Origin of the sequence: Syntrophothermus lipocalidus DSM 12680 (assembly GCF_000092405.1) — a bacterium.
Taxonomy (GTDB): Bacteria; Bacillota; Syntrophomonadia; order Syntrophomonadales; family Syntrophothermaceae; genus Syntrophothermus; species Syntrophothermus lipocalidus.
Genome location: NC_014220.1, coordinates 1,993,209 through 2,017,737 on the forward strand (window position 1 = coordinate 1,993,209; position 24,529 = coordinate 2,017,737).

A 24,529-nucleotide genomic window follows, 5' to 3' on the forward strand; every position below is an offset into this window, starting at 1 on the left:
CCTCTTTTAAGTTCCTAGCATACATCCTATAATAATAACATAGGAGGTGAAATCTGGTGAACGAGCTATTTACTACCAATGAAACGGCTGAAATTCTCGGAATATCGCCCGTTGCGGTAGCTAATCTCCTCCGAGACAAGAAACTGCCAGGCATCAAAAAACGAGGTGATGACGGGATTGACCGCTGGTTCATCAGGCGGGAAGACGTTGCCCTCTACTGCGCCGGATTGGCTATTTTCAATATGCTCCAGCACAAAGCCAGAATTAGAGGGCAAGCTGTAGAGGAAGGTGTCCCACTGTGAGTAGAGCCGTTGGATATGTAAGGGTAAGCACAGAAGAACAGGCGCAACACGGCTACTCTCTTGAAGCTCAAGCAGAAGCTATCAGAAACTATTGCAAAGCATTAGGATGGGAGCTTGTCAGGATTTATCGTGATGAAGGCTACAGCGCAAGCTCATTGGATAGACCCGACCTTCAGCAATTAATCCAAGATATTCCTTTGCATTCATTCGATACTGTCGTATTCTGGAAGCTTGACAGGTTAACTCGAAGCGCGAAAGATACCATATATTTGCTTGAAGACGTTTTTGAGAAAAACAACATAACCTATGTCAGTATACAGGAACCATTCGTCAATACTAAAGACCCAACAGCAAAGATGTTTACGACTATTATATCTGCTTTTGCTCAACACGAAAGAGAAATGATTACCGAGAGGATGAGAATGGGAAAATACCAAAAAGCAAGGATGGGGCAGTTCCCTGGCGGTCATGTACTATACGGTTATAGCAAGAATCCTGTTACCGGTGAGTTCGAGGTTAACGAGGAAGAAGCAAGGATTGTTAAGCTTATTTACCACTGGTACGTGTATGGTGATGAAAGCGGCCAACCGCTGGGGATGGAAACTATAGCGGATAAATTAACGCAAATGGGTATCCTCCCGCCCTCTGCTGTCCGTGGGGTTCGGGTAGGGGTCAGAGGCAAAAGAGGTCAAAAAGGAGAGGTTATCAAGCACTGGTCTAACGCCACAGTAAGGCAGATACTCACCCACCAAGCCTACATCGGAAAAAATTTCTTCGGTCGCGACGGGAAAAATGCAGAACCTGAATATACTAAAGATGACTGGATTCCCATTCCTTTCCCCCAGCTTATTGATGACCATTTATACCAGTTAGCGCAAGAGCGCAGGAAGCGTGCTAAGTTCTGGCAACGCACTCACGAGATGCCGCTGCTGGTTGGCATTATTCACTGCGGGATATGCGGATTACAGTTTAGGGGAGCCTATGACCACGGTACTAAACCGGTCTACTCCTGTTACGGCAGACTTAAACGCTACCACAGAGATGGAAGTCCCATGTGCGGTTCTCCAAGGTTGCCAGCTAATTTGCTAGATGAGCAGGTTACTCAAAAGGTACTGGAAGCCTTGCGGGAACCTGCGAAAATGAAAGAGGCTATCGAAGCTCACTTAGAGAGCTGGGAGAGAAGGAAGCGGGAACTTGAACTGCTGGTAGGGCCTTCTACCCGGCAGGTTAAACAACTGCAGGACGAGTTGGGGAATTTGAATTACCTTTTCCGCAAGGGCAGAATTCCAGTAGGCGAGTACGAAAAGGAAGCCTCCGCTTTAGAAAAGCAGATAGCTGACCTGCGGGAGCAGCACAAGCACCAATCGGAAGAACTCCGGCGCTTGCAAAAACTGGAGCAGGACCTGGACTTCATCAGGCGGGCACTGGAGAAAGGCTACTGGCAGGTAGGGTACCAAGCTATACAGCAAGAGGTACAGATGACTTGGGACGCTGCCGCAACGATAGACGCTGCCACAGGCCAACTGGTAAATACTAAACCTCGGCAGGAAAAGAAAATCCAGGTTGACTTCAGCCAAGCCGTTGAAGGAGGTGACGCGAGGGACGAACTATTTAACCTGGCAATGCACGGTAGCGGAAAAGTTATGCTGAGACAGCTATTTGACCGGCTCCATATTACCGTCCACGTTTACCACGACCGAGTTGAGGTAAGAGGGCTGGTACCAGTCGGGAATATCAACATTAGTTCGTTTCGTCGATATAGAGGTTTCCGTCTGTATCGAGGCTGGCGTACAAGATGTCCTTAGGGCTGTTGTACCCCCGCTTTTTCAATTCCTGGATAAGCCACTGCTCGTCCAGGTTGTTCTGCTTCAGGTTCTGGTACACGACCTCGCCATCGACGATGATCTCGGAAGGAATCCCCTCATACCTGGTCGGCATGTTCAAGTCGCCGGGAGTAACGGGGCGTTTCTGAGACTTGACCAAAACCGAAAGGTTGCCGTCGTTTTCGGCAACTGCGAACTCGACGTCGGCGATGTTGAAAACGTTTTTCTCACGAAGCTGCATCATGAGGTTCTCCATGTCATACCTGAGTTTGGCCATGTTGTGCTCGAGAATCTTGCCGTTGTGGATGAGGATGGTCGGTTCCCCTTCGATGAGCTTGCGCATGGGACGGCTCTTAACCGTAAGCACCCCTGTGAAATAGTTTAGAGCAACGAATACCGTCAGTACCCACAAGAAGATGCCGGTGTTAGTCCCCCGGTCTAGCGCGATAGCAGCGGCAATGGAACCGAAGGTAATGCCGGTCACGTACTCGTAGAAGGTCATTTGGCTGATCTGCTGTTTCCCTAAAATCCGCGTGTACACCAGTATCCCGAAAAACGCCACCGCCGTTTTTAGGAAGCTCTCAAACAACTGGGCCAACTCCGATTCACTCCTTCTCTCGAAGTCCCCCTCCCCAGCCACAGATTTACACAGATGTTCACAGATGAACACTGATATTGAATTGACGCAGATTTAAGAGGATTTAAAATTTAGAATTGAGATTTGAGAGTTGAGAATTAAAGCTTGTGATTAAGAATCTGTGCTTAAAGATGGTACTGTATATCTACTGCTGCTGTTGCCATATCTTAATTACACTAATCATAATTTGCTATGATTTCAACTATTCATAATTTTAATCTGCGTTAATCTGCGTCAAAAACAAAAATCTGTGTAAATCTGTGCCCCATCTGTGTCCATCTGTGGCTAATAATTGTGCAGAAAATCCCGCACTACCTTGGCGATGCGGGGAGCAGCCTGGCCGTCCCCGTAAGGGTTTACGGCCCGGGCCATCTTCTGGTACGCCTCCTCGTCGGTGAGTAACCTCTTGGCCTCTTCGTAAATGCGGCGGCGGTCGGTTCCTACCAGTTTTACCGTGCCGGCTTCGACCGCCTCCGGCCGCTCAGTTGTATCCCTCAGCACCAGGACCGGCTTGCCCAGGGACGGCGCTTCTTCCTGCAGTCCCCCGGAATCGGTCATGACCAGGTGGGATGCGGCCATCAGGTGGGCGAAGGGCTCGTAGTCCAAGGGCTCGATGAGGTAAACCCGCTCCCGCCCTTCAAGAACTTCTTCTACCACGTCCCGCACCACCGGGTTCTTGTGCACGGGAAAAACCACGTCCACGTCGTCGAACTCCTCCAGGATGTCGCACAGAGCTTCGTAAATCTGGCGCATTTTCGTCCCCCAGTTCTCCCGCCTGTGGGTGGTGACCAGAATAATCCGCCGGGTGAAATCCAATTCCGCCAATTCCCCCGTAAAGCGGTAATCAGGCTTTACCGTCTGGTAGAGAGCGTCGATAACGGTATTACCTGTAACCCAGATCCGAAACGGCGCTACCCCTTCCGCCAGCAGGTTGGCCCGGGCAGTTTCGGTCGGGGCAAAGTGCAGGTCGGCTAAGCGCCCGGTCAAGGTCCGGTTCATTTCCTCCGGGAAGGGCGAGTACTTGCGCCGGGTCCTCAAGCCAGCCTCCACATGCCCTACCGCGATGCGAAGATAAAAAGCCGCCAGAGCAGCGGCAAAGGTAGTTGTGGTATCCCCGTGTACCAACACCAAGCGAGGCCGTTCCCGTTCGTATACGTCCCGCATCCCTTCCAATACCCGTGAGGTGATACCGAACAGGTCCTGGTTCTCCCGCATCAGGTTCAGGTCGTAATCGGGAACGATGCCGAACAGGTCTAGGACCTGGTCCAGCATCTCCCGGTGCTGGGCCGTCACCGCTACTCTTACCTCCAGTTGCTCCATCTCCTGCAAAGCCTTGATCACCGGGGCCATCTTAATGGCCTCCGGCCTGGTTCCAAATACTACCATGACTTTGTTCCGCAATACAAACCCTCCTGTTAGTGTTAGCCACAGATAAACACAGATTATCACAGATTGACACTGCTTACGATTAGACGCAGAATGACGCAGATTTAATTGTACGCAATAATGTAATCGTACCCTGTGGGTGAATGCTATGTTTTGCATTTTATTCTATAACCGTCTGTTGTCTGCGTTAATCAGCGTCAATTATAAAGAAATCTGTGCAAATCTGTGGCCCGTTGTTCCGCGTCTTATCATCTCTTCAATGTTGAAATCGGGGCGATGCCGGTGATCTTGAATACCAAGCAGTTTTTGAGCGGGAAATTCCCATACGGGGTAGCTTCCAGCCTGGCTTTGATACGTTCGTAATAAGGGCCCTCCGTCAGGTCCTCGGCGAGACGCACGTAGACCCGGATGCCGTCTTTTTTCCCCTGCTCGTCGGCAACCAGGACCATGAAGACCCCTTTGCCCGTCTCCTTCAGGTTCGCGTATGTCTGCTCTGCCCCGAACCGGGCACACAGTATCGTCTCGTCGTCGACCATCTCCACCACCGTAATGACCGCCACATTGACATTATACTCCTTATCGACCGTGCTCAGAGTCGTGGTCAACAGGTTCCGGTTTAAGAGTTCCCTCGCCTTCTCCAACAAACTCCTCTCCATGCCATCCACCTCCCGATCTTGAATCCACAGATACACATTAGATTGTCACTGATTTACACTGATTGATGAAAGTAATTGAGATGCACAATAGCGTAGATACCTTTATAATGATAATCTGTGCTCATCTGTGCCTATCAGTGTCCATCTGTGGCTCCTATGGCCCCGTGGTTGCATATTCGCCACTTGCTAGGCGATTCCCTGCCCGCCGACCCGTCCAGCACCCTGTTGTCAACCTCGTGCACGGATAGAATCAAAACAGGCGTCCTACCATAAGATCACCAAACAAGCTGCGCTTAATGTACAGAGAAGAACGTGCAAGAAACATAAAACAAGGGCGGTTCTGGTTTTGCACATCGTGCCATGCAAAACCAGAACCGCCTCCGCTGCGCGCTCGTCATTCCGCTGCCTGGATTCACCTTGGAGGCATGAGGCGGGCGTTCTCAGGAACAATTGTCCCCTCGTGCACTACGTAACGGCTCCCAATAACCGCACCTGGACTGACCGCGGCTCCGCGGCCGATGCGGCAGCGGCTGCCGATGACCGAGCCTCTGATAACTGCTTTCGCTTCTACCACCGTATCCTCCCAAATCACAGCGTCCTCAAGCACCGCTCCGTCCCCAATGCGGCAGCCGGGCCCAATAACGACGCACCCTTTCAGCGTTACCCCGCGCCCGAGCTCCACCCTTTCGCCCACCAGAATATTCGTGACCCCCAGGGTACCTTGCAAAAGCTGCCCTTCTATGGGGCAATCCACCCTGCCTTCGAGCACATCCCTGTGGGCCTGGCGGTAGGCCTCGATGTCACCTACGTCGCACCAGTACCGGTCGATAGCGTGGCCGTAAAAAGGCGCCTTAATGCGCACCAGGTGGGGAAATACCTGGCGCCCGAAATCGTAAAACTCGCCCTCGGGTATGTAATCGAAAATTTCCCGTTCAAACACGTAGATCCCCGTGTTGACCAACCGGCTTAAGGCCTCTTCCCGGCGCGGCTTCTCCTGAAAACTCTGAATGAGGCCGTCCTCGCCCACGATGACGACCCCGTAGTGTTCCACCTCGTCCATCTCCCGCAGGGCAATGGTAGCAAGCGCGCCGTTCCTTTTGTGGGCTTCCACCAGGTCTGTCAGATTCACATCCGTCAGGGCATCACCGCTCATGACCACGAAAGTGTCGCCCAAAAACCACTCGCACCGGCGCACTCCTCCGGCGGTCCCCAGGAGTTCCTTCTCCTCCGAGTAGAGAAGGCTCACCCCGAACCTCGTCCCGTCACCGAAATGCTCCTTAATAACCGGCCCGTGGCAGTGCAGGTTGGCAATTATCTCCGTTATCCCGTGCTGGGCCAACAGCCCTATGATGTTTTCCATCACCGGCCGGTTGGCGACCGGCACCATCGGCTTCGGTAGCTCGGCCGTAAGCGGCATCAGCCGGGACCCAACCCCGGCTGCCATAATCATCGCCCGCATACCCGCCCTCGCTTTCACAGCTTTTACCACTTTTCCAACTTCAAGCCTTCTATCGACTCACTGGGATCCACCTGCTCGCATCCTTCTTCAATTGCTCGTTCTATCTCACCAGCCTCGTCTGGGCTCAAAATTCCCGCAAACCGTATAAGGTCATTCCCGGAGACCCCTTCTTGAGGAAACGAAGCCAACCTGCGAGCAAAATCAAGAACCAATCGCTGCATTTCGGGTGACAGGCGAGCCAGCTCCCTCAAAATCTCGTCCGTAAGCGGCGCGGCATCCATGTTAATCACCCACCGTTCTTCTTTCTCTCCCCCAGTATATCGCAACCCGTTCCTGGAGCAAACCGGCTAATTCACCATTCCATTTAGTAATATATCCATAGCCTGGCGGGCGAGGAGCGAGGGATCAGCTTCCTGGCCCTCCATAACGATGGGCACGATGAGTGAGGTCATGGCCCCGATAAAAATGGAGGCGGCAATCGCGGCATCCACCGGGCGGAACTCGCCCCGTTCGATACCCTCCTCGAAAAGCGCCCGCATTCGTTCCAGCTTGGCTTTTCGCTGTTCGTATATCCAGAAGGCCAATTCCTGGTCATAGCCCACCCCGTCCGCGAAAGCCACCCGGGCGAATCTCGCGTTTTGGGAAATGAAGTCCAGGTGAAGTTCTAAGAGGAGCCGCAACCGCTCGACTACCGTCTGCCCCTCTTCCCTGACTGACTGGAGACGCTCGTAATACCTCCCCAAAACCGCCCGGAACATCTCCTGGAACAGCTCGAGCTTGCTGGCAAAATACTCGTAGACCGTGCCCTTGCCGACTCCCGCTCGGGCCGCTATCTCCTCGATGCGAGCCTGATGGTAGCCCTTTTCGGCAAACACGGTCACCGCCGCCTCCAGTATCCTTTCCCGTTTGGTCCCTTCGCTCACTCCGCCCCACCTTCCTATAAGCCACTGATTGACACAGATGGGGCACAGATTAACACAGATGTAATCAATAATTAACATAATGATAATCATTTATAAATAACGTGATATTTCAGCGAGTAAATCGCGCCCAATTCGCGAATACGATGGATTGCGCCTCATTCTACATCTGCTGTCTGCGTTAATCAGCGTCAAACTAATAAAAATTATCTGTGTAAATCCGTGAAAATCTGTGTTCATCTGTGGCTTGTGTTTATCTGTGGCTCTTAATCCAGCCGCCGATCTTGCGCCCGTAGTCGTCGAATATCGTATATACTACCGGCACCAAGACCAGGGTAATCACCGTCGATGCCGTCAATCCCCCGATGACCACAGTCGCCAGGGGTGCCTCTAGTTCTCCCCCTTCACCCAAGCCCAAGGCCAGCGGGAAAAGGGCGATGATGGTACAGAGGGCCGTCATCAATACCGGGCGCAGTCTTACGGCCCCGGCTTCCTCTATGGCCTGGTTCCGCTCCATTCCCCGTTCCCGCAGGGTCTTGATATAGTCGACTAAAACGATGGCATTCGAGACCGCGATACCCACCAGCATGATGACCCCGATGAAGGCGACCACGTTGAAGGTTCTGCCCGTAACCGCCAGCCCGAAAGCCCCGCCGATGAAACAGGTCGGCACCGAGAACATGATAACGAACGGGTCGAAGAAAGATTCGTACTGGATGGCCATGACCGCGTACACCAGGACCACCGCCAAAAGCAGGGCGTACAAAAGGCTCTGGAAGGACTCCACCATCTCCTTGTTTTCCCCCGTGTACTTGACGGTGTAACCCGTAGGCAGCACCAGTTCTTTATCCATACGTTTTTGGATGTCCCGTATCACGCTGTTGAGGTCGCGTCCGGAAATGTTGGCCGTTATCTGGGCAGTTCGTACCTGGTGGATCCTGGTAATGGTCATCGGCCCCCGCGCCAGTTCGAATTCGGCTACCTGGCTCAAAGGCACCTGGGCACCACTGGTTGTGGTTATCATAAGTGAACCCAGTTCCGACAAGTCATCCCGATCCGAGGGCTGGTAGCGGACGCGCACGTCGACTTCGTCCCCCTCTACCCGGTAGCGGGTGGCGACCGTGCCTTCGAAGGCCGCCTGCACCGTCTGCGCCACCTGGCCTGGCGTGATGCCGTAATAAGCAGCCTTGCGACGATCCACCTTGATCCTGACTTCGGGTTTGCCTTCCGTCAGATTCGATTGGACCTCCCGTGTACCTGCCACCGCGCGCACGATGTCAACCGCTTGGTCAGACAGCCCCTTGAGCACCTCCAGGTCGTCACCCGAGATCTCAATATTCACCGGCGTAGAAGAAGTCATGCCGGTCATCATGGGGTCAACCTCGGTAACCGTGATCTTGGCCCCGGCAATATCCCCTGTCTTCTTCCGGATTTCTTCTGCAATCTCGGCCGTAGAACGGCTGCGCTGGCTTTTCTTGCAGAGCATGACCTTCAAGGTAGAGGTGTCCGTGCTTGAGGCCCCGGTCATGTACATCATGCTGCCTTCTGAGCCGACACTGGTAAACACCGTGGTAACCTCGGGTATTGCTTTGACCAGTGCCTCGACCTTGGATGCTACTCGGTCAGTCTCTTGCAGCACTGTTCCTTTATCCATTTCTATGGTGATCCCTATCTGCCCGGCATCAGACTTGGGCAAAAACTCGGCTCCGATGAGAGGCACCAGGGCTACGCTTGCTACCATCAGCACTGTTACGGTAACCACTATCAGCCGCCTGTGCCCTAAGGCCCAGCGGATGACCCGACGGTAGCGCTCGCCCAGGCTGTCGAGGAAAAGATAGAGCCGTGCCAGAACACGACGGGGGCCGGATAAACCTTCTTCCGTTTTCACCTCATGCACGATGTCCCCGGTCATCATCCGGCTGGAAAGGAGGGGAATGATAGTGAGGGCCACCACTAAGGAACTCAGTATCCCGAAAGATACAGTCATCGCCAGCGGTTTAAACAAAATGGCGGAGATGCCTTCCACGAACACCACCGGGAAAAACACGGCCACCGTAGTGAAAGTCGCGGCCATAACGGCGTTGCCGACTTCGGACGCCCCCTCCACGGCGGCCTGAACTGCAGGTTTGCCGGCCTGGCGGTGGCGGAATATGCTTTCCAGGACCACGATAGAGTCGTCCACGATGCGCCCGATGGCCAGAGCCACCCCGCCCATAGTCACCATGTTCATGGTCATTTTAGAAAAATACATCAAAAGGAAAGTGGCAACCACCGACAGCGGTATAGAAGTTGCGATGACCAGGGTGCTGGGCACGCTGCGCAGGAACACGTAAATGACTAGCATGGCCAGGAGCGCACCTTCCAGCATGGACCGCTTGATGGTACCCATCGATTGGTTTATGAAATCGGCCTGGTCGAAGACCACCCCGACCTCAATGCCGCCGGGAATGGTCTTGCTCAGCTCCTGCAAGGTCGCTCGAACCTTCTCCGACACCTTGACCGAGTTAGCATCGGTCTGCTTCAGGATGTGGATGCCGATGCTGGGCTTTCCGTTTACCCGCGTGTACTGCTGGGCGTCTTTATAACCGTCGGTTATCTGGGCTACCTGGGAAAGCAGCACATTGGCTCCTGCAGGGGTAGTAACCGTCACGTTCTTGATGTCATCGATGTTTTCAAACTGCTGCAGGCTGCGGATGAAAAGCTGCCGGTCGCCGTGGTTTACAGTCCCTCCCGCCAGGTTGAAATTGTCAGCCCGCAGAACCTGGGTAATCTGGCTCATGGTCAAGCCGTAATTGGCGATCTTCACCGGGTCAACGTCCACTCTGACCTCACGGGTCACTCCACCGGTTAGGACCACCGAAGCTACCCCGTCGATCCGCTCCAGCTCCGGCTTAATCTTGTCTTCCACCAGGTCTTGCAATTGGGCAAGATCTGTACCGCCGGTAACCCCTATCTGGAGGACTGGCATCATGGTGGGGTCCATTTTCACCACCGTCGGTTTATCTACCCCGTCCGGCAGGTAGGTCTCGATCAAGGCCAGCTTTTCCCTCATGTTCAGGGTCGCAAAATCCATATCGGTGCCCCAGTTGAAGCGTACAATGACGATGGACGAGCCCGGGGCCGACCAGGATTGTATCTCCTTCACGTTGCCCAGGGTACCCATGATGCTTTCGATAGGCCGCGACACCTGGGACTCCACCTCTTCCGGGCCGGCCCCGGAGTAGGTGGTTATGACTGCCGCCACCGGCAGTTTTATGTCAGGGTAGAGATCCACCGCCAGCCGGGAAAAAGCCACGATGCCGAGGACTATCAGGACGCCCACCAAAATGGCCACCGTGACCGGGCGGTGAACTGCAAACCGCGAAAGCCTCACTTGTCAACGCCTCCTGCCACAACCTTTACCTTATCCCCGTCACGGATGAGGGTCGATCCCTTTACCACAACCGGCTCGCCAGCTTTGAGCCCTTCCGTAATCTCGGCCAGGTTCTCGTTCTCCACCCCTACGGTTACGGGTCTCTCATGGGCCACGCTCTTCGAGTCCACCACGTACACCACCCGGCGGGCTCCCTTGGCCACGACTGCCTCCTGGGGAACCGCCACTACCTGGTGCCTGACCATGGTCGGCAGGTGCACCTCGGCAAACATCCCTGACTTTAGCATTCCTTTCGGGTTGTCGAGCAGGATCTTGACCGGGTATGTCTTCATGCGGCTGTCCGCCGTCGTAGCCACCGTGTCAACCGTTCCCGTGAACGGCTCCGGCGATGCCGCCTGCACGTAAACCTTAACCTGGGCTCCGGGCTTGACATAGCTTATCTCGGCTTCGGCCACGTTCACCTGGACCTCGAGCCGGGACGTGTTCGAGACGACCGTCACCGGGGTCTGGGCTGTCACGCTGTCTCCAGCGCTTACATTGACCGTTCCCACGGTACCGCCTACGGGAGACGGCACGTTGCAGTTGGCCAGGTTGCGGCGGGCGTTGTCCAGGTTAGCCTGGGCCCCAGCGATGCCGGCGTCGATCTGTTTCAAACCCGCCACCGCCGCTTCGTACTCGGTCTCAGCCCTTTCCAGGTCAGACTTGGACACAGCCCCCTGATCATACAAAAACCTGGTTCGATCCAGGGTCTGCTTCAGATTCGACAGCCGAACCTGGGCCCCTTCCCTCTGAGCCACGAGCCCTGCCAGCTGCGCCTCGTAGGCCCGGATCTGGTACTCCAAGTCACCGGAATCAAGCCGGATCAGGGTCTGGCCCTGCGACACCCGGTCCCCCGGCTTGACCATGACTTCGACTACCTTCACTGCCCCGGCTGCCGCCGAGAGCTTGGGGTAGGCGACAGCTTCCTCTACTCCCCTCAAGGTTCCGCTGTATACCGCTATCTTCTCCACATCGGCCAGCCTGGCTTTTTCTACCTGAACCGGAATCTGGGCCGGCTCGACCGCCTCTTCTTTTTTATTGCCGCAGCCGGCTGCTCCTGTGCCTAAAAGAACCAGCACTACCAGCCCGGCCAAGACCTTCCTAACCCTCTCCCACAACCCCTTCTCCACTCCTTTCTAGAATAAACCCTAATTAGCCACAGACGATCACATATTTGGAACCACAGATGGACACTGATGGGCACTGATTAACACAGATAACGAGTGGGAAACTAATATAAAACCCGTAGGGATGTTTCGAATGTCTGGTGGAGCACTAACAGGCGATTTCCAGAGAAATCAGAGGTTCTAATAATTTCACCAAATGTCATCAGTGAACATCTGTGTTAATCTGTGTGCATCTGTGGCTTGTGGCTCTAGTTACTGCTCAGGCTCGACAGATACGCCCATGGTTTCTCGAAGGCCAGCTTCATGTAAGCGTGCTGGCAAGCCAGGTTGTAAGCGGTGTACTGAGCCTCGGCCAGCGACTTCTCGGCGGCCGCCACCTCGGCCGAAGTAGCAAGGCCCACCTCGTACTTGGCCTTCACCACCTTCAGGTTCTCCTGGGCCGCCCGCACCGCTTCCTGCGCCCCGGAGTATGATTCCTCCAGGTTCTTCACCCCGTAATACAGCGACCTGGTAATCCGCTCGAACATCTCCTTGGTCGTCAGGGCATCCAGCTCCGCTTGTTCCACTTCGATCTTGCGGGCCTGGTAAGGCCGGTACTCACCGGTGTACAGGGTCATGTCTTCCAGGTATTTCTTCATGGTCACGGTCTCCTGGGCCAGCCACACGGTCGGGCAGGATTCCAGGACCTTCTCCACCTCGTAGTCCAGGTTTGTGATCTCCAGGGCCTTGAAGTCCACCTTATCGGTGAGAACGGGGCGGTCTTCCGGCCATAGGCCAACCAGCTGGTTCAAAAGGACATACCCCTTATCTAGGTCATTTTGTGCTGCGTTCAGGGTCGCCTGGGCCGCCTGGTACTGCGCCTCCGCCGCCGTCAGGGCCGCCTGGGTGCCCATCCCCACGTTGTACAGGGCTCGGGCCACCTGAAGCTGCTTGCGCGCGCTGTCCAGCGCAGCTTCTGCCGACTGCACCTTGTCCTGGGTAGCCAGAACGTCGAAGTATTTTTTGCAGGTATCTAGAGCCACCTTATCCTGTTCTGCCGTCAGCGATTTCTTGCTCATGCGCCAGGAAAGATCAGCGCTGAGTAGCTGAGCCCAAGCCACCTCCACCAAGGCGTTCCCCGGGGGCTCGGTCGGAGTGTAGTCGAGCTGGTCTGAGCGGTAGTTCCTCCACTCCTCCGTGCGGTCTACCTCTTTCTCCGCCTTCTTCACGCTCTCCGACTGCGTCAGAGCGAGCTCGATGGCCCGGTTCAGGCTGAGCTCGGGAGTTGCCGGCTCCTTGGCCTGCGCCACCTGCCAGCCTCCTTGCACGACCAGCAGGGCAAAAGCCAGCCCCAGGCTCAGGATCCCCTTGCCCACCCGTACCTTCCTCAACAACTTTGACCAACGCTTCATTGTATGTATCCTCCCCTGTCCGAAATACAGTCCTCTCTACCGTTCAGTATACTCCCGACCGACCGACCGGTCAACCGGGTATTGACGATAATAGACGCAGATTAACGTAGATGAGCAATAATGTACCACGTGAGATGAATGAACACTAATGTACTGGGTTATGCAGTGAAACCACCGCACAATTAGTGAAAAAACCCGGAACAAATCCGGGTTCGAACGTAACCAAATGCCTGTATGTTGCTCAACCGCATCATCATTCACCATAGAGCCGCAAGTTCATACTCGCCCTGACCTGAGCCCATCCAAGGGCTGCTAGATTTCGTATAGCAACCGCTACCTCGTTTTCGTCTAGAGGGGGCCTCCGGCGCTGTTTCCAGAGCATCACCTCATTCAAAACATCGCGTTCAGTGGGTTTTTCCCCCGTACGCTCCATAAGCTCGCTGTTTACATAAAGTACCGTGGCCACTATTTCGGCTTGATTGGTCTTCATCCTCATGAAAAGGCTGACAATCCGATCTATGACACCACCCCATTGTTCTATTTGAGCCTGATACTTAGTTCTGACGTCCTTGTAGGCCGGGCCTACCCTCACTTCAATCATGCGTCCCAGCGGCTTTTCACAAATAAGCCCCATATTAACCAACCTGGTCATCAGTGCTTTCAGCCCAGGTGAAAAAGGTCCATAACTGCTGCGCCCAAACTGCAAACCGGTTGGTATTCCTTCCCGGGTCGAAACATATACTATTTTTTGAAATGTAACACGCCCTATTGGCCAGTGATAAGGCTCTTCCTCCAGTCGCTTCAGAATTTCGACCAATACCAGCCACGCTGGGTTGAACTCCATCGTTTCCTCAGACCGATTCCTGCCGCGAGTTGGACTCGACAAACTGCCCAAGAAATCGGCATCAAGTTGCCAATCAGGGGTGCCCGCCGGTACGTAAAGCTCAACTGGAATATCCATCCTGCTCAGAGCGCCATACAGTATAGGCCCCATGACCCGCCACTCAAGCCCACCCTGCCCACATCCAAGAGGTGGCACTGCTAACGAAGTAATACCCCACTCCCTGTAGTGTTGTACAAGATAATCGAGCCCCTTGGTGATATCCTTCACCCTCGAAAGAGAGCGCCAGTGGCGTTTCGTCGGAAAGTTAAGAACCCAAGGAGGTACTAAAGACTTGTATAGATATGGGTAGCCCACGCGAACCTCATTGCGGGCACATCTTGCTTGGTAGTCTGCAAACATTTCGGGAAAACGTTTCTTGAACTCCAACGCTATGCCTTTGCCCATTACTCCAACACAGTTGACCGTATTGACCAACGTCTGCGCTTGGGACTCAAATATATCGCCCACAACTACCTTAACCATATAGAATCCTCCTACAGGAAAAACATATGGGGGTACACTTCAATCTCCAGTTTGCCATCCCCAGCTAAACAGTGGAGCCTACTCATGCTTTCAGCACACGATACGTAAACGCCTTTGAAGAAGGAAGTTGGAACATGGTGCGGTACAAGTACCTCTGCACACTTAATCGATTTGTGTTTGAACGTTTCTATCTCATCGTTGTGAACCCATGACTGGGCACAAACGAGCTCGAGGTCGACATGCTTAAGGCCTACAGGCGACGGGTAAAAACATGCCCAATCACTCGAAGCATTGCGGTCAGTAACGATAGTCCCTGGTATATTTAAAACCCCGACGTCGATCCGCAGTACGCATAGCTCTTTGTGCCGGCCTCGCAGCTTGTACATCATGGGATTGCGTGCGCATAGATAAAGGTTGACGTAGTCGTGGAGCAAAAGCCCACCTGGAACCCTCTTCCCCGCACGCCGTTCCTGTATCACCTGCATCGCAACTGAATTATGCCGAGTCCTTGATGCTCTCCTATTTGACAATAAGCCAAACCGCATGATTGATTTCATATTTTCAATATGGGTTATATAATGTAGTTCGGTAAGCTCTTCCGGTTTCATATCTTCTTTGACCTCGGCTACCGGGATTACGGTGGGAAGCATATCTCGTATCGGCGGGACGTCCAGTCCTATCGCTTTCAAAGCCTCATCCCTGAAGGCTTCGCCCGTGGCTTTTAAGACTACGTCATTCGCCTGGCGGCTTATACTCGGCTCCAGTTATCATCCCTCCCTGGTTATATTATAGCTCCCGCCCCCACTTGCGTCCACCCAGGAGGTTAGCAGGACGATTTGTCATTTCAACATTCAGCTGACCCCGGAAGACGTCGGCAGGTGGACGGCAGAAGTTCCTGCGCTTCCCGGATGTGTCACCTGGGGAGCACTAAAGAGGAAGCTTTAGAACGAATTAAAGAGGCAATAGAGCTTTACTTGGAAGTCATGGCCCAAGAAGGTAAGCCGATACCAACCGACCGCCCTTTTCAGTGAGTAATGATAATCAACTCCTCCATTGGATAATGCCTGCGATTGGCCGTTACCAGGGCCAGGTTGTTGAGTACGGCTACCGCTGCGATGAGGGTATCCGGCAAGCTCAGAGTAACACCTGCCCTTGCGTAAGTGTAGCGCCAGCGCCCGGCTAAGCGCGACGCTTCATAATCTATGGAATAGAATTTGAGGCTGGACAAGAAGCGTTCTACTCCCGGCAGTTCTTTTTCTTTGGCACCCGCAAAAACCTCGGCTACGGTTATTGGGCAGGCGGCTAAGTGAGCCTTTTCTGAGAGGACTTGCAAGAGAGCATGGGTTTGTCTGTCGCCCCGCAAAAAATCAATCAGCGCAGTCGTGTCAAGGAGGAATGCCTCTACTCCTCGTTTACTTTTCACGCTCTGACCACCCGGACACCCTCTTGTCGGCTTCTTGCCGCAGGTTTCTCACCCATTTTTCAGTGCTCTCCCGGTCCCTAAATTCGGGGTATTCATCGGGTTTGAACAAACCATGAGCTTCTTTAAGAGCCTCTGCCTGCTTCAGGCGTAAGAGTGCTTCTTCGGTAGCCCTGATGATGAACTCGCTCTGTTTACCCTGTCGAACATACTTGCCTAAGTCACGGACAAGGGATTCGGGGAACCTAATAGCCTTTAGGCGCGTTTTTTCACGCATTCTAAAACCTCCTGGGTACTTGTTATACAATAAGTATAACATGTATGGGGTTGTTTACTATTAGTTTTAAAAATCTGCGTAAATCTGCGTCTAAGGATAAAAGAAGGCCCGGATCGTGAGATCCGAGCCTTTCTTTTTGCCTGTTAGGCCTGTGGAGTCACTCCTAATACTCGATGCTGATGGCCTGAGTTGCGGCGTCATAGGTTACTTTGGCGCCGAAGGCTTCGAGTACAGGCCGGATGGGCAGCATGGTGTAGCCGTCCTTGGCCTCAGGAGCAACGTCCATGGTGGATACCTGTACGCCGTTCACATACAGGGCCTGGCTGCCGAGCTTGACCTGAACGATGGTGTTATCCTTCTTCAGGGTCGCAGTCTTGGTAGCGCTGTCCCACCAGATGTTGGCGTCATCGATGCCGATAGCGTTGCCGCAGAACCTGAGCGGCAGGTAGGTCCGCCCGTTCTTAGCATACGGAGCAACCGGCATGGTGACGGTCGAGCCATTCAGGGTGTAGCTGGCCTGACCCAGAGTGAACACCGCATTGCCCTTGGTCACACCAGGAGCCGGGGTAACCACCTTAGCTACAGCTACCTTAGTTACCCAATGCTTGTTCGAGAACCACTCGACGCCCGCAGGCGCGGCCTGATCGTTCTCAACCAGCGCTGTGCCACCAATTTCCATCACAATGTCCCCTTCGGGTACGGTGCGGTCAACAATGAGTTTCATGTCACTAATCTCAACTTTGCTGGCCTTACCACTAACACTATCAACTTTAATTGTGACTGTTCTGGCATCATTGTCATAGCTTACGGTACCTAGGTCAATGTCGCCTTCGATAACCTTAACCTTGGGAGCATCGGCAAAGCGTACGCCAGGAGGAGCTTTGATGACGATTTCCCCGCTCCTGGTAGCGTCATTACCAATGGTGATTGAGTAAGGACTCGCCGTGTACGCAGTGCATGTATCAACTGATTTCTTAATAGCTTCAGCTTTGGCTTCGGTAAGAGTTAGAGCAACAGCTACCTGTGCAGACTGACCAATAACGACGTTAGGAACTTTGTCAACCGATGCGGTGACGGGAGCGACGGCTACACCTATCTTAGCTTCACCAGTGGCTCCAGCCGAACCTCCGATTTTAACTATGACGTCGCCTGAAAAGTCTGCTGCAGCGGTGATGCTTCCGCCCTTAAATACGATTTCAGGACTCTTGGTCCCACTGGACGCAACGTTAACTGATACCTTACACATACGTTTGTCATTTCCTACCAGACTGAATGTGCCTACGGCAAAATTGCCATAGTTCTTCGAGTCACTGGCAGAAAACGAAGGCAGGGTATTCCATTTGCACCCGTCGGGCAAAGTAAAGGTTATGGTCTTGTTCTGTGACAAACTATTGGGCAAAGATTCTTTAATGAGTATCTTGCCCAGTTCCTGGTCATACTGACCAGCTTGAATCGTCTTTTCCGACTTGGCAGAAACCTCAACACTGTAGTTCCCGTAAGTGGCAGCTTTGATTTCCGTATTCGTTACCGTACTTTCACCGCTGATAGTAACCATGACATCTCCGGGAGTGGCGGTAGACTCATCTATGGTAACAGGTACAGCCACATCAACTATGATCTTTTCTACGGTACTTGCTTTGCCTGATGCTAGAGTAACTTTAACATCCCTGCCGTCGGTACCGGTGGAGGAAAAATCACCAGCAACAAGGGCAGTTCCCGGACTCACGCCGTATTTACCGGAAATCACCGTAAATGTCGGGGAACCAACGGTGAATCCGTTCGGGAATTTGAATTTAATGGTATTAGCTTTATCTTTCAATGCGCCAGCAGCATTTTCCTTAACCCTGAACGTAACGGTGCCCCCGTTATCACCAAGAGCGGGAACGCTGACCATCGAAACCGTGACATTTCCCCCGGTCGCCTGAGCAACCACTAACTCGCCGGCAACAAACTGCCCAGTTGTAGAGCTGAAGCGTACCTTAACATCTCCAGCAGCACAATCTTTAGCGTCTACGGTCAATTGTAAAGTACCCTGATATTTGCCGTTTAATGGTGTTACATTCAATGATAACTTGTAGGTGTTTAAGCTTCCCCCTACTGCAGTACAACTACCAGTGGCGCTCCCTTCTATGTCGCTATAAACTGCGGACTTGATATCAAGGAGCTGGCCATTGGAGTCCACCACTTCGATTAGAGCGGTAGAGGTTCCGCTCACGGCAGGGTCAAACTTGTAGTGTACTGTGGCTACAGTCAGATTACTCGCATTGGCATTTGCTGGATCGAACTCTGGAATAGCAGTAGCTATGCTGTAAGTAGTACCGGCACTTGCTGTCCCAATTCCAACGAACAAAGTTGCCAGCATGGTGAGTACGAGTAATAGAGCTAGTTTGCTGTTTCTTGCTTTACGCAATTATTTTCCCTCCTTCTTTTATGTTGCTAGGTGGTCTTGAGGCGGAAGCCTCCATTAGAGAGGTGATCATCGAGCGTTAACCCGATACGAGCCGCTTTTTCTTGTCCATCCCTCCCTTTCTAGCGTGCAGCCGTTCGCGTGTGCTGGTGTGACTGGGCTGTGATGCGCAGAGTGTGGCTGTCTGTATTAGTTAGACACGGAAGGGGGTGAAAAAGTTCCCGGGGCCGGAGGGAAATTTTTGGGGTATAATTAGCCACAGATGCACACAGATTTTGCACTGATGAACACAGATTTTCTTTATCATTGTATTAGGGGCCTTGGTGTTGGCGGTTGGCGCTTCCCATCGACTCCAAGGCTGCTCCGTGGCAGGAAGGGTCTCGTTATCTCTGCTTTTATCAAACAGGGTCATTCCATTCATCTGTGGTCATCTGTGGTCATCTGTGGTCATCTGTGGTCATCTGTGGTCATCTGTGATAATCTGTGTTTATCAGTGGCTCAAGTTGAGGGAACTTTTTGTGAAATATCTGTGTCTAAATACATAGCCGGGTCTTTCCCGGCGTGTCAGGAGTGTCTGACGTTGGGTAAATACAATAACGAAGCTAAGGACCTGGTGAAAAAGGCGCAAGCTGGAGACCTGCGAGCGTTCGAGAAGCTGGTCATTTCTTACCAGGATAAGGTGTTCAGCCAGTGCTACCGGCTCACCGGGAACTACGACGATGCCCAGGACCTGGCCCAGGAGGTTTTCGTCCGGGCCTACCGGGGGATAGGGTCTTTCAGGAGCGACGCGGACCTCGGCACCTGGCTGTATAGGATAGCGGTCAACCAGTATCTGAACTCCCGGCGTCGGGAGAAGGATAATGTAATCTCCCTGGATGAACCGGTGGATACCGGCGACGGTGAGGTGGCTCGCCAGGTAGCAGCGGCCGCGGAGGACCCCCTCGAGGAAGTGGAGAGGGGGGAACTCCGGGAACTGGTCCTGGCAGGGCTGGCCCGGCTTCCGGCGGAGTTCCGGGCGGCGTTGACGCTGCGGGAGTTCGAGGGCTTAAGCTACGAGGAGATAGCCGAGGTGATGAACTGCTCGGTGGGTACCGTGAGGTCCCGGCTCAACCGGGCAAGAAAGGCTTTGCGGGACTTTCTAGGGCCACAGATAAAGGATTAGACGCAGATTAATGGCCACAGATGAACACTGATTAGCACAGATTTACACAGATGTCTTATGGAATACTTATGTGAAGACATTACGCGAAAAATAATAGGGTGTGCTTATAAAGTACATAATACGTTGGGTTCAGGGTTTTTGGAAAAGGTCTATGAAAACGCGCTTAAGATAGAACTGGAACGTAATGGCCTGGTAGTAGAGCAGCAGAAACAGATTCAAGTGCAGTACGAAGGCGTGGTAGTCGGGTATTATGTACCAGACCTTTTGGTAGACAGTTCGGTTGTCATAGAAATCAAAGCAGCAGACAATATAGACCCGGTTTTTGAAGCCCAGTTACTAAACTACTTGAAGGCCACTGGCTTGCGAATAGGACTCCTTAATTAACTTCGCTCCTAAAGTGACTATCAAGCGCCGGGTTTTATAGTATCGCTGCTGTTACTCTTAAGGATATCACTGTTAATGGGAAGAGATCTGTGTTCATCCGTGGTTATAAGTCTGTGTTAATCTGTGGCTACAAATCAGTGTGCATCTGTGGCTAAAGAAGGGATTTTTATGAACTGTGTCGATGCGAGACAATTGTTTTCGCCCTGGTTGGACGGGGAGCTGGATGAGGCTTCTGCCGTGGCCCTGCGCCTGCACCTGGAAGGGTGTGGGGAATGCAGTCGGGAACTGGCCTTGTGGGAGGACATGTCTCAGGCCTTGAGGCAGGCCCGGCCCGATGTCGTTGCTCCGTCCGGTTTTGCCGAGGGTGTAATGGCCCGGCTCAGGGATGAAGCGGCGGCTGGGGAGCCTCGGAAGGCGAAGGTCAGATTCGCCGGCTTCAGGCGCTGGCGCGAGTTCCTGGCAGTGGCGGCGGCAGCGGCGGTGCTCGTTTTCGGCTGGTGGGCGGTAAAGCCTGATGTCCCGCATCGTCCCGGTGAAGTTGCCCATGAGACGGAGAAACCCCCGGCAGAAGTTAAGACGGCGGATTCGAGCGGTTCAGATGGATCGGGATCGGTTCAGCAGTCGGGCAATGCGTCAGAGCCTTCTGTCAAGCCGGGGAGCAGCGCACTTGGCCCGGAGAACGGAGCAGCGTCCCAAGAAGGACAGACAGCCGTCGTAAATCCTGGGCAAACAAGTGCTCCGGTCAAGCCATCGGGAACAACCACCCAGGCACGGGTGTTTCTCAATAAGGAACGCAAGATAACCAGCACCCTGGTCCGCTTGTCGGTTGCGGATCTCGGTACGGCCCAGTCGCAGGCCGAGAATATAGCTTCCCGCTTCGGAATCAAACCGGAGCTGGTGGCCCAGCAGTCGGCCGGGAGCGAGAAATGGATCGTGTACCGGATGCTGGTGGATCCGGCTCAGGCGGAAGCTTTGGAAGACGCGGTTATGGGACTGGGTAAGGTGGTCGACTACCAGGAAGAGACCCGGGACGTGACCCAGGAGTTCGCCCGGACCTTGGAGCAGTACCGGGGCTTGGTAGCCCAGCTCGCCGCGACCGAAGATGCCTCGCAGAAGAGGGAGCTTGAAGCGAAGATTGAGGACCTGGAGGAGCAATTGGTTTCCTGGGATAACGCCTCCAGCCATCGCGTCATAGTTCTGTGGCTGCAATAACGCCCGCGAAGGGCGTTTTTTTATGATCTCCCTATAATATCTTCCTAACTAATACAAGCCTCTCGCCCTCTTGATTGGGTCGCGCAAATATTTTTTGCGCGGCACCATAGAGCACTCTTTTGATGAGAGTACCATTCCCCGGAGTTTCGATTGTCACGTATTTTTGTACGTGTTACAATTAGCTTACGAGGTGAAGCGTGTGAAGACATACTCGTCAAGGGAACTGATCCGCTTGATACAGCAAGCCGGTTGGATGATGGTAGCGGGCTTAGACGAGTCATAACACGCAATAATTAGAAAAGGGGGACTCAACCATGGGTAAGGACAAATATGTATATCCTGCCATCTTTGACTATGCAAATGACGGCATATCAGTAGAATTTCCCGACTTGCCCGGATGTTACACGTGCGGCGATACTGACGAAGAAGCCCTGTATATGGCAAAAGAAGCGTTAGCCCTTCACCTTTATGGGTTGGAGGAAGACGGTTGCGCCATACCCGATCCCAGCCCCGCAAACACGATAAAAGCGGAGCCCAACCAGGTGGTGGTTCTTGTTGAAGCTTGGATGCCGCCTTTCCGTGACGAAATGAAGCACCGATCTGTCAAGAAAACATTGACCATACCCAAGTGGCTTGACGACCTGGCTCGGGAACATAACGTGAATTTTTCGCACTTACTGCAAAATGCCTTGAAAGAGTATTTGGGTCTTAACGAAAAACAGCCGTGAATAACCGGCATGGGAAATAGGCTACTCGTTGATGCGTCGAAAAAGTAAACCTGAAGGACTACTCTTCTGGCCCATATGTATCTTTTCAAAGTCGTAGACGTGAGGGGACAAATCCTTCAGTCCTGCCATCACCGCCAGTTTGCCCTCCGAACTCAATCCTTCCAGGGTCTCCAACTTTACCGCAATGAACTGGCTACCGCCGTTTTCTTCTGCGAATACCGCTTTCATGGCGGCGAGGTATAGGTCTATTCTCTTTTGTTCTGTTTGAGTAAGCGCCTGCCCGGGGGACTCTTCTACATCTTCAGAGGAGCTGACCGTCGTGCAGCCACCCGAGAATAGTAGAAAGACTGAGAAGAGGGATATCAAAAGGAGAATACTCCTTTTCATGTTCCGGTATCTGCCTCCTGTACTCCGTTGGTATTTCTTTCTAGTACGCGGTTTGATGATGAAACTTTCACCTCCCGTCGCTAACGCCTTTGGTTACTTTCATCATAACTAACGGAGTTGGTTATTGTCAGTGGTCGTACAAAAATTTCTCTCGATTTACGTTAGTTATCTATCGCCCGGCATTAGTTTTGGATACAATAGCAATAGGACTATCTCAGGCTGAAGTGGGAGAGGGAGAAGCGGAAGCGGGAAAGGGAGAAGGGTAGGGACTCTAATACCTGAAGAACAGGCATTAGGTATCGGTTGTGGTATAGATAATTGAAGCCTCCAGGGAGTGGTATTGGGTGAAAGAACGAAGGTACAAGAAGCCTCCGATTATTGAGGCAGTGTGTCAGATCAAGTTTGATGATACTTTTTCTTGGGACCATACTATACCAGGGATGCTTTATGAAAGATTATCAAAAAGCTATCCAAAGAAGAGCCGAAGATCAATTCAAGAAGCGCGCATTAATCAAGAAGGCAATGAGATTAAACAGGATATTTACATTATCGATGGCTCCCTTTTTATGAGTGACGACAACAGAGATACCGTTTTCATAGCTCCGGGAGTTTTAGCCGTAAGCCGGCTAGCGCCTTACCATTCGTGGCAACAGTTCAAACCTAAAATTGCAAACACCATTTCTGAATTGACCGAAATAATTTCAGAAACGCCCCGAGTTCAGAACATCATTCTTCAGTATATTAACCACATCAAGATACCACAGGAGAATGTTGAATTAGATGAGTATTTTGCTTTTAGACCGTACGTGGGGCCAGACTTACCTCAAAAACTTCTTTCATTTTTCTTGGGTTGCCTCTTCGACGCATCAGACAATTGTCAACTAAGGGTCGAATTGGCACCACCGCCTCCAGGTCAAGCAGAAGACCAAACCCTGAAGCATGTCGTTCTTCGGCTGGTACTGTCATGCCAATCACTGAATCCCGTTTTATTCTCCAAAGAAGATATCTTGGGGTGGATCGACACTGCCCATTGCCGTGTGGTTGAAACCTTCGAAGGTTGTATTACAGATTCTCTTCGTGCTATTTTTGAGGAGGAAAAGCCATGAATATTTCAGCGACTGTTGATTATTATTCTTCATCCTCCATAGAGCGATTCAGGTATCTTTCTGGTTCACCTTTGGATGGTGCTGTCCCAAGAAAACCGACGACGAAAGCCGAACTGATTTCCAATGTAGTCGGACTTATCAGTCAAGTCCTGCCCAATTGGGGACCTGAAGTGGCCGCTAGCACAGAAGCGAGGGTTAACAAAATGATAGAGGAAATGGTTCGGTTAGGTGTTAAAATAGCAAATGCTGAGGATTTCCGCGAATATCTCTTAAGCCATCCAGGCATAATCGAGTACCTAGCGGGTGCGGTACGAGAAACGTGCCGAAGATTTCCTCGCCCAGAAAACCGCGTAACCGTTGCTGTTGAACGTGATTACGAGGATCCTGACTTCAAGTACATTGTCATAAATTTGCTTACTGACATGTATGGAGAACCTCTAGTTGAAATAATTGACGCAATAGAAAGCAAATACTTGCCTCCGCCCGGTGAAGAAGGGCAGTTTTTCATATTACCACAATTCGAGAGGCGATAAATTTGAGATGTTTGACTGGGGAGAGTACCTCGTTTTAGCTCAATACTTGGCAAACTTTGATGATAGGGATGTTTCAGTATCCAGGGAAGCAATAACTCGAACAGCTATAAGCAGGGCCTATTATGCCATTTTTGGGCTCGCCCAAGATTATGCAAAGCAATATCTCGGCTTTACTCCTTATGCCAAGAAACGGAATAGTCCTCACAGAGACTTAATTGACTTTTATAAACGTATTAACAAGCCCCAGTTTAGGATTATGGCAAATGACATAAGACGACTTCGTGATTGGCGTAATAAATGTGATTATGAGGCCAATGCTAAGATCTGTTTGGAAGATGTCGAGACAGCCTTGACTATTGCGCAAAAAATATTGAACAGATTTTCTTCCTAAGAGTTGACAACCCAGAGACATATTCGAAGCCAACAAAAGTAAC

Annotated in this window: 25 protein-coding genes; 10 read left to right on the forward strand and 15 right to left on the reverse strand. The window is 52.4% G+C overall.

Annotated features, from left to right (window positions below; all coding sequences use genetic code 11):
- Positions 1-56: 56 nt before the first annotated feature.
- Positions 57-302 carry a helix-turn-helix domain-containing protein gene (locus SLIP_RS09645; protein ID WP_013176102.1) on the forward strand — a complete coding sequence of 82 codons (246 nt, stop codon included), beginning with the start codon at positions 57-59 and terminating at the stop codon, positions 300-302.
- Entirely contained in the window at positions 299-2,107 is a 1,809-nt protein-coding gene (locus SLIP_RS12195; RefSeq protein ID WP_013176103.1) for a recombinase family protein, read from the forward strand. Before SLIP_RS09645 ends, SLIP_RS12195 begins: the two co-directional genes overlap by 4 nt.
- Here the strand turns inward: SLIP_RS12195 and SLIP_RS09655 are convergent.
- From SLIP_RS09655 to SLIP_RS09705, 11 genes are all read right to left on the reverse strand, one after another.
- Entirely contained in the window at positions 2,043-2,723 is a 681-nt protein-coding gene (locus tag SLIP_RS09655) for a YetF domain-containing protein (protein ID WP_013176104.1), read from the reverse strand. The genes SLIP_RS12195 and SLIP_RS09655 overlap by 65 nt on opposite strands.
- A gap of 324 nt (positions 2,724-3,047) precedes the next feature.
- The gene (gene wecB, locus SLIP_RS09660) at positions 3,048-4,148 is read right to left on the reverse strand and encodes a non-hydrolyzing UDP-N-acetylglucosamine 2-epimerase (protein ID WP_041433626.1); all 1,101 of its coding nucleotides are present in this window, start codon (positions 4,146-4,148) and stop codon (positions 3,048-3,050) included.
- 248 nt (positions 4,149-4,396) lie between these two features.
- Positions 4,397-4,804, reverse strand: a complete 408-nt coding sequence (locus tag SLIP_RS09665) for a pyridoxamine 5'-phosphate oxidase family protein (RefSeq protein WP_013176106.1) — start codon at positions 4,802-4,804, stop codon at positions 4,397-4,399.
- A gap of 412 nt (positions 4,805-5,216) precedes the next feature.
- Positions 5,217-6,281 carry a nucleotidyltransferase family protein gene (locus SLIP_RS09670; protein WP_242649099.1) on the reverse strand — a complete coding sequence of 355 codons (1,065 nt, stop codon included), beginning with the start codon at positions 6,279-6,281 and terminating at the stop codon, positions 5,217-5,219.
- A gap of 5 nt (positions 6,282-6,286) precedes the next feature.
- Positions 6,287-6,553, reverse strand: coding sequence for a hypothetical protein (locus tag SLIP_RS09675; protein WP_049765047.1), 267 nt, complete (start codon positions 6,551-6,553; stop codon positions 6,287-6,289).
- Positions 6,554-6,610: 57 nt separating this feature from the next.
- A complete protein-coding gene (locus SLIP_RS09680; RefSeq protein ID WP_013176109.1) occupies positions 6,611-7,186 on the reverse strand; it encodes a TetR/AcrR family transcriptional regulator in 576 nt (191 codons plus the stop codon).
- Positions 7,187-7,436: 250 nt separating this feature from the next.
- Entirely contained in the window at positions 7,437-10,556 is a 3,120-nt protein-coding gene (locus tag SLIP_RS09685) for an efflux RND transporter permease subunit (RefSeq protein WP_013176110.1), read from the reverse strand.
- Positions 10,553-11,713, reverse strand: a complete 1,161-nt coding sequence (locus SLIP_RS09690) for an efflux RND transporter periplasmic adaptor subunit (protein ID WP_013176111.1) — start codon at positions 11,711-11,713, stop codon at positions 10,553-10,555. Before SLIP_RS09690 ends, SLIP_RS09685 begins: the two co-directional genes overlap by 4 nt.
- 257 nt (positions 11,714-11,970) lie before the next feature.
- Positions 11,971-13,113, reverse strand: coding sequence for a TolC family protein (locus SLIP_RS09695; protein WP_013176112.1), 1,143 nt, complete (start codon positions 13,111-13,113; stop codon positions 11,971-11,973).
- Between the two features lie 253 nt (positions 13,114-13,366).
- Positions 13,367-14,479, reverse strand: coding sequence for a type II toxin-antitoxin system antitoxin DNA ADP-ribosyl glycohydrolase DarG (darG, locus tag SLIP_RS09700; RefSeq protein WP_013176113.1), 1,113 nt, complete (start codon positions 14,477-14,479; stop codon positions 13,367-13,369).
- Between the two features lie 11 nt (positions 14,480-14,490).
- Positions 14,491-15,168 carry a DUF4433 domain-containing protein gene (locus SLIP_RS09705; RefSeq protein WP_013176114.1) on the reverse strand — a complete coding sequence of 226 codons (678 nt, stop codon included), beginning with the start codon at positions 15,166-15,168 and terminating at the stop codon, positions 14,491-14,493.
- A 147-nt stretch (positions 15,169-15,315) separates the two neighbouring features.
- Between SLIP_RS09705 and SLIP_RS09710 the strand changes: the two genes are divergently transcribed.
- A complete protein-coding gene (locus SLIP_RS09710) occupies positions 15,316-15,510 on the forward strand; it encodes a type II toxin-antitoxin system HicB family antitoxin (protein WP_242649100.1) in 195 nt (64 codons plus the stop codon).
- On the opposite strand, the gene SLIP_RS09715 is transcribed toward SLIP_RS09710, so the two are convergent.
- From SLIP_RS09715 to SLIP_RS09725, 3 genes are all read right to left on the reverse strand, one after another.
- On the reverse strand, positions 15,504-15,902 hold the full coding sequence (locus SLIP_RS09715; protein WP_013176115.1) for a type II toxin-antitoxin system VapC family toxin: 399 nt from the start codon (positions 15,900-15,902) through the stop codon (positions 15,504-15,506). The two genes, SLIP_RS09710 and SLIP_RS09715, sit on opposite strands and share 7 nt — an antisense overlap.
- Entirely contained in the window at positions 15,892-16,176 is a 285-nt protein-coding gene (locus SLIP_RS09720; RefSeq protein ID WP_013176116.1) for a hypothetical protein, read from the reverse strand. Before SLIP_RS09720 ends, SLIP_RS09715 begins: the two co-directional genes overlap by 11 nt.
- Positions 16,177-16,339: 163 nt before the next feature.
- Entirely contained in the window at positions 16,340-18,586 is a 2,247-nt protein-coding gene (locus SLIP_RS09725; RefSeq protein ID WP_013176117.1) for a copper amine oxidase N-terminal domain-containing protein, read from the reverse strand.
- A 577-nt stretch (positions 18,587-19,163) separates the two neighbouring features.
- Here SLIP_RS09725 and SLIP_RS09730 point away from each other — a divergent pair.
- The 4 genes from SLIP_RS09730 to SLIP_RS09745 all read left to right on the forward strand — a co-directional run bounded on the left by SLIP_RS09730 (position 19,164) and on the right by SLIP_RS09745 (position 22,069).
- Positions 19,164-19,745, forward strand: coding sequence for a sigma-70 family RNA polymerase sigma factor (locus SLIP_RS09730; protein WP_013176118.1), 582 nt, complete (start codon positions 19,164-19,166; stop codon positions 19,743-19,745).
- Between the two features lie 57 nt (positions 19,746-19,802).
- Positions 19,803-20,129 (forward strand): GxxExxY protein, encoded by a 327-nt coding sequence (locus SLIP_RS09735; RefSeq protein ID WP_013176119.1) that lies wholly within the window; start codon positions 19,803-19,805, stop codon positions 20,127-20,129.
- Between the two features lie 168 nt (positions 20,130-20,297).
- Positions 20,298-21,341 carry a zf-HC2 domain-containing protein gene (locus SLIP_RS09740; RefSeq protein WP_013176120.1) on the forward strand — a complete coding sequence of 348 codons (1,044 nt, stop codon included), beginning with the start codon at positions 20,298-20,300 and terminating at the stop codon, positions 21,339-21,341.
- Between the two features lie 314 nt (positions 21,342-21,655).
- Positions 21,656-22,069 (forward strand): type II toxin-antitoxin system HicB family antitoxin, encoded by a 414-nt coding sequence (locus tag SLIP_RS09745; protein WP_013176121.1) that lies wholly within the window; start codon positions 21,656-21,658, stop codon positions 22,067-22,069.
- Positions 22,070-22,090: 21 nt separating this feature from the next.
- Here SLIP_RS09745 and SLIP_RS09750 read toward each other — a convergent pair whose 3' ends face one another.
- On the reverse strand, positions 22,091-22,456 hold the full coding sequence (locus SLIP_RS09750; protein WP_049765048.1) for a hypothetical protein: 366 nt from the start codon (positions 22,454-22,456) through the stop codon (positions 22,091-22,093).
- A 344-nt stretch (positions 22,457-22,800) separates the two neighbouring features.
- Between SLIP_RS09750 and SLIP_RS09755 the strand changes: the two genes are divergently transcribed.
- The 3 genes from SLIP_RS09755 to SLIP_RS09765 are packed head-to-tail and all read left to right on the forward strand — an operon-like array spanning position 22,801 to position 24,486.
- Positions 22,801-23,562, forward strand: a complete 762-nt coding sequence (locus tag SLIP_RS09755) for a TIGR04255 family protein (protein ID WP_013176123.1) — start codon at positions 22,801-22,803, stop codon at positions 23,560-23,562.
- Entirely contained in the window at positions 23,559-24,095 is a 537-nt protein-coding gene (locus tag SLIP_RS09760; protein ID WP_013176124.1) for a hypothetical protein, read from the forward strand. The genes SLIP_RS09755 and SLIP_RS09760 overlap by 4 nt, the downstream gene beginning before the upstream one ends.
- Before the next feature lie 7 nt (positions 24,096-24,102).
- On the forward strand, positions 24,103-24,486 hold the full coding sequence (locus SLIP_RS09765; protein ID WP_013176125.1) for a hypothetical protein: 384 nt from the start codon (positions 24,103-24,105) through the stop codon (positions 24,484-24,486).
- Positions 24,487-24,529: the final 43 nt, after the last annotated feature.

Coding starts and splice junctions, on each gene's coding strand:
- wecB (WP_041433626.1), bottom strand. CDS start 4,148: ATGGTAGTATTTGGAACCAGGCCGGAGGCCATTAAGATGGCCCCGGTG.
- SLIP_RS09665 (WP_013176106.1), bottom strand. CDS start 4,804: ATGGAGAGGAGTTTGTTGGAGAAGGCGAGGGAACTCTTAAACCGGAAC.
- SLIP_RS09695 (WP_013176112.1), bottom strand. CDS start 13,113: ATGAAGCGTTGGTCAAAGTTGTTGAGGAAGGTACGGGTGGGCAAGGGG.
- darG (WP_013176113.1), bottom strand. CDS start 14,479: ATGGTTAAGGTAGTTGTGGGCGATATATTTGAGTCCCAAGCGCAGACG.
- SLIP_RS09720 (WP_013176116.1), bottom strand. CDS start 16,176: ATGCGTGAAAAAACGCGCCTAAAGGCTATTAGGTTCCCCGAATCCCTT.
- SLIP_RS09735 (WP_013176119.1), top strand. CDS start 19,803: ATGGAATACTTATGTGAAGACATTACGCGAAAAATAATAGGGTGTGCT.
- SLIP_RS09740 (WP_013176120.1), top strand. CDS start 20,298: ATGAACTGTGTCGATGCGAGACAATTGTTTTCGCCCTGGTTGGACGGG.
- SLIP_RS09745 (WP_013176121.1), top strand. CDS start 21,656: ATGGGTAAGGACAAATATGTATATCCTGCCATCTTTGACTATGCAAAT.
- SLIP_RS09750 (WP_049765048.1), bottom strand. CDS start 22,456: ATGAAAAGGAGTATTCTCCTTTTGATATCCCTCTTCTCAGTCTTTCTA.
- SLIP_RS09760 (WP_013176124.1), top strand. CDS start 23,559: ATGAATATTTCAGCGACTGTTGATTATTATTCTTCATCCTCCATAGAG.
- SLIP_RS09765 (WP_013176125.1), top strand. CDS start 24,103: ATGTTTGACTGGGGAGAGTACCTCGTTTTAGCTCAATACTTGGCAAAC.